A 4,208-nucleotide genomic window follows, 5' to 3' on the forward strand; every position below is an offset into this window, starting at 1 on the left:
GCGGCGCTCGCTGCCGGCGACTCGACGGCCCGCGAGGTGGTCGAGCGCGTCTACGCCGACGTGCCGCGCACCGTCTGGGGTGCCGCCGAGATGTCCGTGCAGGCGCAGCTCGAGTACCTGCGCGAGCAACCGAGCATCGACGACTGAGCGACCCGGCTGACCTTCCTGCCGGTCGGGCTCCGTCGTCGGTCTACTTGGCGCGGCGCTTGAGGCGCTCGACGTCCTGGAGGAGGACCGCTCGTGCCTCGAGCCGCAGCCAGCCGCGTGACTGGAAGTCCGCCAAGGCCTTGTTGACCGTCTCACGGGACGCGCCGACGAGCTGGGCGAGCTCCTCCTGGGTCAGGTCGTGGGCGACCATGATGCCGCCCTCCACGTGCCGGCCGAATCTCTCGGACAGGTCGATGAGCGCCTTGGCCACGCGACCGGGGACGTCGGTGAAGACGAGGTCGGCGAGATGTGCGTTGGTGCGACGGAGGCGTTGGGCGAGAGCCGCGAGGAGCGTCTTGGCGACCTCGGGGCGGCCGGCGAGCAGGCCCGTGAGGGAGTCGTTGCCGAGGCCGAGCAGCTGCGTCTCGGCGACTGCGGTGGCGGTCATCGTGCGAGGTCCGGGGTCGAAGAGGCTGAGCTCACCGAACATCTCACCCGGCCCGAGGATGGCCACGAGGTTCTCGCGACCGTCTGCGCTGGTCCGCCCGAGCTTGATCTTGCCCTCCGCGATGACGTACAGCGTGTCGCCGCGGTCGCCCTCGTGAAAGAGCACGTCCCCGCGCTCGAGGCGAGACAGACTCATCTGTGCCTGCAGGGCAGAGGCAGGCTCGTCGTCGAGTGCCTTGAACAGGGGAGCGCGTCTCACCACGTCTGGGTCCACGGGGTCAGTCTGCCAGAACGGCTGTGCGTGTGACCTGCTCCCCGCCGAACCAGCCGTGAGCCCACAACCACGGTCCCCACGCGCCCGCATCGCATCCTGCTCCGCCAATCGGAGCAAGATACGAGTCCGCGCGCAGGTGTGCGTTTTGCGAAATGCGAGGGGGTCGCGGCGACTCGCATTCTGCTCCGGGGAGCGGAGCAGGATCACATGCGGGCGGATGTCAGGGGTGCGTGTCAGGGTCGAGCCACGAAATCGTCCGGAGAAGGGGGACAGGTGGCCTTCGATGTCGGCGGCTACGTCAGACGAGCCCGACGCCTCGCAGACCTGAGCCAGCGGGACCTGGCGGACACCCTCGGGTTGTCGCGGGCTGCCGTTGGCAGGCTCGAGACGAGCGCTGTCCGAGTTGACATTCCGACGATGGAGTCGATCTTGGCGCTGGCCGGCTTGCGTCTCGCGGTCGTCGACCGTGAGGGACGCGCGGTGCAGGCGGTCCCGGCCGACACGCTGCGAGACCACCGGGAGCGGCGCTTCCCGGCTCACCTCGACGCGACCCCGCCCGACATCGGCATTCCCAACGAGCGGGGAGTCCAGCCACGCAAGGGCCTGCCGCCGGCGCGCGGCTGGTACCGCCAGCGCCGGGAGCGCAACCGCCTGCGCGAGCGCGGGCGGGCACCGGAGGACCACCCGACGCTCCGATCCGAACGGGAGCGCGCGGCGCGCGAGCGCCAGCGGCGCCGGGACCGGGCCTTGGCCGACCTGCGGGCATCGCCCCCTCAGGAGTGCACCTGCCTCGACGACTGCTTCGAGCTCGCCTGTCTGCCCGTCTGTCCCTGCCAGTGTGAACCCCCTCGAGGTGACGTGCGGATTGCAGCGCCATGGAAGTGAGCCCTTTGGGTGGGTGCCAGCCCAGCGGCATACAGTGACGTCTGTGTCTGCTCGAGCCGTCGTGACTGCCGACGAGAGTCCCGTCGCGCGGACCCGGCGTGCCCGGAAGATGTACCGGGCACTGCACGACCGCTATCCGTACGCGCACTGCGAGCTCGACTTCACCAATCCGCTCGAGCTGCTCGTCGCGACCATCCTGTCCGCGCAGACCACCGACGTCGGCGTCAACAAGGTGACACCGATCGTCTTCGCCAAGTACCGCACCGCCGCCGACTACGCCTCCGCCGACCGCACCGAGCTCGAGACGATCATCCAGCCGACCGGCTTCTTCCGGGCGAAGACCGACAGCCTCATCAAACTCGGACAGGCCCTCGTCGAGCGCTTCGAGGGCGAGGTGCCCGGGCGGATGAAGGACCTCGTCACGCTGCCCGGGGTGGGTCGCAAGACCGCCAATGTCGTCCTGGGCAACGCCTTCAACATCCCGGGCATCACGGTCGACACGCACTTCGGGCGGCTCGTCCGGCGCTTCGGATGGACCGATGAGACGGACCCGGTCAAGGTCGAGCATGCCGTCGGCGCCCTCTTCATGCGGCGGGACTGGACGATGCTCAGCCACGTCGTCATCTTCCACGGACGCCGCACGTGCCACGCCAAGACGCCCGCCTGCGGAGCCTGCCCGGTTGCCCGCTGGTGCCCCAGCTACGGGATCGGCGAGACCGACCCGGACCGTGCCGCCAAGCTCCTGAAATTCGAGCTGGCCCCGAAATGACGAGCCGCAGGACCTCCTCGCCGATCCCCGAACCGAGGAGTGCGCGGGTCATCCATTCCGGCACGTCCGGCTCGATCCCGCCCGGGCCGGCCGGGCTCCCTCGCCCGGGGTGGCTCGAGCACGTCGCCGAGCGCGTGCCCGCGGTCGACGCGCACTGGTTCTCCCGGTTTCAGCCACCGGAGGAGGGCGGCCGCGAGTCGGCCGTCCTCATGCTCTTCGGTCCGGCGCCTGCGGGTGAGGAGTCCGGGAGCGAGCACGTCATTCTCATCGAGCGCTCGCACACGATGCGCACCCAGCCGGCCCAGATTGCCTTCCCCGGCGGGTCGCGCGACCCCGAGGACGAGGACAGCGTCGCCACCGCCCTCCGCGAGGCCGAGGAGGAGGCCGGCATCGACCCGGACGGCGTCGACGTGGTTGACGTACTCCCGAGCCTCTACCTGCCGCCGGCCAACTTCGTCGTCGCCCCTGTCCTCGGCTGGTGGTCGCGCCCGAGCCCGGTGACCGTGCGCGACGCCGCTGAGGTGCACGAGGTGCTCTCCGTGCCGATCTCCCACCTCGTCGACCCCGAGAGCCGTTTCACCGTGACCCACCCGAGCGGCTTCGTCGGGCCTGGTTTCGAGCTCGACCACCTGATGCTCTGGGGCTTCACGGCCGGGCTCCTCAGCCGAGTGCTCGACCTGGCCGGGCTCACGGTCGAGTGGGACGAGTCGCGGCGCCGGCCGCTGCCCGAGATCTACCTCAGGGAGCGCCGATGACCGGAGGCCTCCTGCTCGACCTCGCGCTCGTGCTCATCCTCATCGCCTATGGAATCTCCGGTTACCGCCACGGCCTCGTCTCGAGCGTCTTCTCCCTGCTCGGCTTCTTCATGGGAGCCCTCGTCGGCATCTGGCTGCTGCCATCGGTGCTCGCCGACCTGGATGCCGTGACGAACGACCCGCGACTACGAGTACTCGTCCTCATCATGGGTGTCGTCCTCATGGGCTGGATCGGCCAGGTGCTCGGCAGTCTCCTCGGGGCCCAGATCAGGCGCCAGCTGGGCCAGCACACCGTGCGGCGCACCGACTCCGTCCTCGGCGCGATCGTCGTCGTCCTCGCGGCGTCCCTGATGATCTGGTTCCTCGGTGGTTCGCTCCGCACGGCCGGCAACCCCGCTGTAGCCAGGGCGGTGTCCGAGTCGAGGGTGTTGCGGGCCGTCGACTCGGTCATGCCGGAAGGGACCGGCCAGGTCTTCGCCGGCTTCCGCGGTTTCCTCTCGAACCAGGGCTTCCCACAGGTCTTCGGCGACCTGGTCCCGGAGCCGATCGCCCCGGTCGAGGCGCCCGATCCCGCCATCGGCGACGCCGGAGCGATCGCCCGGGCCGCCGCGTCGGTCGTCAAGGTGACGACCGCCTCGGACTCGTGCGCGCGCGCCCAGGAGGGGACCGGATGGGTCCTCAGCCCCGGGCGCGTGGTCACGAACGCCCATGTCGTGGCGGGCGCCGAACGCGTCCGGATCACCAGCCAGGACCAGACGGTCACCGGGCGAGTCGTCATCTTCGACCCCGACCGGGACCTCGCCGTCATCAGCGCGGACGGCCTGGACGCGCCGGGGCTCGAACTCGGCTCGGACCTGCCGCGCGGCACCGCTGCCGCTGTCCCGGGCTTCCCGCTCGACGGGCCCTACACCGTCGTTCCGGCCAGGGTCCG

6 protein-coding genes are annotated in these 4,208 nt (G+C 70.4%); 5 read left to right on the plus strand and 1 reads right to left on the minus strand.

Annotated elements, in window-relative coordinates; genetic code table 11:
- The first annotated feature begins 36 nt into the window (after positions 1-36).
- The gene (locus VIR15_RS13750; protein WP_331928577.1) at positions 37-147 is read left to right on the plus strand and encodes a hypothetical protein; all 111 of its coding nucleotides are present in this window, start codon (positions 37-39) and stop codon (positions 145-147) included.
- 43 nt (positions 148-190) lie between these two features.
- On the opposite strand, the gene VIR15_RS13755 is transcribed toward VIR15_RS13750, so the two are convergent.
- Positions 191-868, minus strand: a complete 678-nt coding sequence (locus tag VIR15_RS13755) for a Crp/Fnr family transcriptional regulator (protein WP_331928569.1) — start codon at positions 866-868, stop codon at positions 191-193.
- A gap of 273 nt (positions 869-1,141) precedes the next feature.
- On the opposite strand from VIR15_RS13755, the gene VIR15_RS13760 reads away from it, so the two are divergent.
- The 4 genes from VIR15_RS13760 to VIR15_RS13775 all read left to right on the plus strand — a co-directional run.
- The gene (locus tag VIR15_RS13760) at positions 1,142-1,753 is read left to right on the plus strand and encodes a helix-turn-helix transcriptional regulator (protein ID WP_331928571.1); all 612 of its coding nucleotides are present in this window, start codon (positions 1,142-1,144) and stop codon (positions 1,751-1,753) included.
- A gap of 109 nt (positions 1,754-1,862) precedes the next feature.
- Positions 1,863-2,522 carry an endonuclease III gene (gene nth / locus VIR15_RS13765; RefSeq protein ID WP_331928578.1) on the plus strand — a complete coding sequence of 220 codons (660 nt, stop codon included), beginning with the start codon at positions 1,863-1,865 and terminating at the stop codon, positions 2,520-2,522.
- On the plus strand, positions 2,519-3,277 hold the full coding sequence (locus VIR15_RS13770) for an NUDIX hydrolase (protein ID WP_331928573.1): 759 nt from the start codon (positions 2,519-2,521) through the stop codon (positions 3,275-3,277). The genes nth and VIR15_RS13770 overlap by 4 nt, the downstream gene beginning before the upstream one ends.
- On the plus strand, positions 3,274-4,208 hold a 935-nt coding region (locus tag VIR15_RS13775), incomplete at its 3' end, for a MarP family serine protease (RefSeq protein WP_331928575.1). The genes VIR15_RS13770 and VIR15_RS13775, both read left to right, overlap by 4 nt.

This window comes from Intrasporangium sp., assembly GCF_036566125.1.
Taxonomy (GTDB): Bacteria; Actinomycetota; Actinomycetes; order Actinomycetales; family Dermatophilaceae; genus Intrasporangium.

What these genes read in the sequence shown, in the direction of transcription:
- nth (WP_331928578.1), top strand. Translation starts at nt 1,863, where the DNA reads ATGTACCGGGCACTGCACGACCGCTATCCGTACGCGCACTGCGAGCTC.
- VIR15_RS13770 (WP_331928573.1), top strand. Translation starts at nt 2,519, where the DNA reads ATGACGAGCCGCAGGACCTCCTCGCCGATCCCCGAACCGAGGAGTGCG.